The organism is Bacillota bacterium, assembly GCA_024655925.1.
Classification (GTDB): Bacteria; Bacillota; DTU025; order DTU025; family JANLFS01; genus JANLFS01.
The window spans coordinates 1-2,316 of sequence record JANLFS010000170.1 but is presented as its reverse complement, the minus strand read 5'-3'; the positions used below and the strand labels follow the sequence as shown (position 1 = coordinate 2,316).

At 59.5% G+C, this 2,316-nt stretch carries 2 protein-coding genes; one reads left to right on the top strand and one right to left on the bottom strand.

Annotated elements, in window-relative coordinates:
* Positions 1-1,823: FtsX-like permease family protein (locus NUW23_15545; GenBank protein ID MCR4427570.1), on the top strand; the 1,823-nt coding region annotated here is incomplete at its 5' end.
* A 272-nt stretch (positions 1,824-2,095) separates the two neighbouring features.
* Here NUW23_15545 and NUW23_15540 read toward each other — a convergent pair.
* Positions 2,096-2,316, bottom strand: a 221-nt coding sequence (locus tag NUW23_15540; GenBank protein ID MCR4427569.1) for a helix-turn-helix transcriptional regulator, incomplete at its 5' end; no start/stop codon positions are given.

Genomic DNA, 2,316 nt, shown 5'->3' with positions numbered 1-2,316 from the left:
TGCACCCCAACCTCCAAAGCGGGTACCCATATGCGAAGTATGCTGTGCAGGGCATGAAGGCGGCCGCCGTCGTAATCGCCATCTTCGCCTTCCTGTTCTTACTTTACTCGAGTTCCTCGTTTGTGCGTCTCCGTATGAAAGAGCTTGGACTGCTGAGCCTTCTCGGAGTATCGAAGAGGCAGCTCATCCAGATCATCCTGGCGGAGAATCTGATCATAGCTGCGGTGTCGCTTGCGGCCGGCCTCGGCGCCGGCCTGCTGCTGCTCAAGCTCTTCTTCATGGGCATTTCGGCCCTTTTGCGGCTGCCGGAGGAGCTTCCTCTCAGCGCAGGAGTCGGGGTCTGGCTACGCACGATCCTCGTTTTTGGCGGCATGTTCGCAGCCGTCTCTATCGCTTCGCTTCGCATGGTGTTGCGTCGCAGCGTAGTAGAGCTTGTGCGTGCCGGGCGCAAGCCCAAGGCTGCTCCGAGGTTTTCTGGATGGCGGCTGGCTCTCGGTCTGCTGCTGCTCATTGGCGGATACCTGTGGGCGGGATCTTCGAATCCGACGATGGTACTCACGGGGGTCATTCCGGTTACGCTGATCGTCTCTGTGGCTACGATCATCCTCATGCGCGAAGCGAGTATTGCTTGTCTAGCGTGGCTGCATGGTTGCGACCGCTACTACTACCGCACCGGACCTTTTCTGACCATCAGCCAGCTGGCCTACAAGATACAGGACAACTATCGCGTGCTCGCAGTAGTAGGGATCCTCGTAGCGGTGATACTGACTGCCGTCGGCACGGCCTTCACCCTCTACGCTCTATGTACAAGCGATGCAGAGGGTACCTATCCGGTTCCGGTTCAACTAGTGCAGTATGGCGGTGCCGACGAACAGCCAGGCATTGACGCAGTCAACGCGGTGCTCGCCGAGCACGGACTCGACCAGATGTCATACAGAGAGGTAGTAGCGCTGCAGGGCAAGCTCGTTGAGCGGCGGCTAGACATTGCCGTTGTGCCACATAGCTTCTACCGTGAGATGCGGACTGATGATGGGCGGGAGGCTCTCCCCTTGGGAGATGCTGATCAGGCGATTCTCGTCTACCCTAACCCTCTGTTCCATGGTCGGAGAGAAGAGGCTGAGCCGTGGAACGACCGCGTTCAGATCAGCGGAGAGGAGCTGGAGTTCACCGTCAAGCCGGATGAAACCGGTCGGCTGATCAATCCGGCCCGACACCTCTTATATAACCTCGTAGTGTCAGATGCCGTGTATGAAGACCTGGCCGAGAGAGCTGGACGCGAGCAGCGGATTCACATCTCCATGTGGACCGGCAATTGGCGAGGCAGGGCTATGCAGCAAGCATCGTCTGAGCTATTGGCGCTCTTTCCCGAGCAAGAGAAGCTGATATCGACGACCATCAGGCAATACCAGACACAAGTGGTTTACATGGGACTCACGGTCTTCATCGGGGTTTTCGTATCGCTCGTGTTTGTTGCGGCGTGCTTCAGCCTTCTCTATTCCCGGCTGTTCACGGACATAGAGGAAGACCGCAAGTACGCTCGCAGGCTCCAGCAAGTGGGCGTGACGAAAAGGGAGCTGCGCGGGCAGGCATTGAGCCAGATGGCTGTGATCTTCTTCCTGCCATTCGTCGTTGGCTTGCTCCACTCGACGGTCGCGATGTACGCTCTGGGCACGCTCACCAGACGGACTGTGCTTCACTACGGCTGGGGAGCGGCGCTGCTGTTTCTCTTCCTGTTCGGGGCCTTTTTCTCAGGCGCGGGCCAGTTGTATTGGCGCTCTCTGCAGGACGGCCTGCAGCGCGAGGCGAGGTCGGGCGCGTTCTAGCTGGGGCCGCTGCGGGCGCTCCTAAGTGGGGGTGCAAGAGTGCTGCCGACTCTTGGGAGGGGTTGGCGGTGATTGCACGAGGATGAAGGTTGGAACGGGCTAGCGTCTTGTGAGATCTGCGCTGGCGATCGAACAGCCCGGCCGGCCGAGTGCAAGGACCATTAAAGCTCGGCGACGTCGTTGTACGACACGACTGCGCCGCGCTCCCAGCAATGGTTGGCCACATGGTAGGACCCATGCTCAGCTATTCGGCTGGGCCCGATCGAATGGGGTCACACCTTGGCCGGAGCGATCTCAGCTCGGCCCTGCTCGCTCTTGTCCCGGGTCGACGGAATGAGGTCCATCTGAAGTGAGCAGTCCAGCACGCGCGCCATGCGGCTCAGGGTGCGCAGAGTGACGTTGAGGAACTCACCCGATTCGAGCCTCGACACGACAGACTGCGAAGTGCCCATGCGCTTGGCCAATTCCTTTTGTGTGATACCGAGTCTCTTGC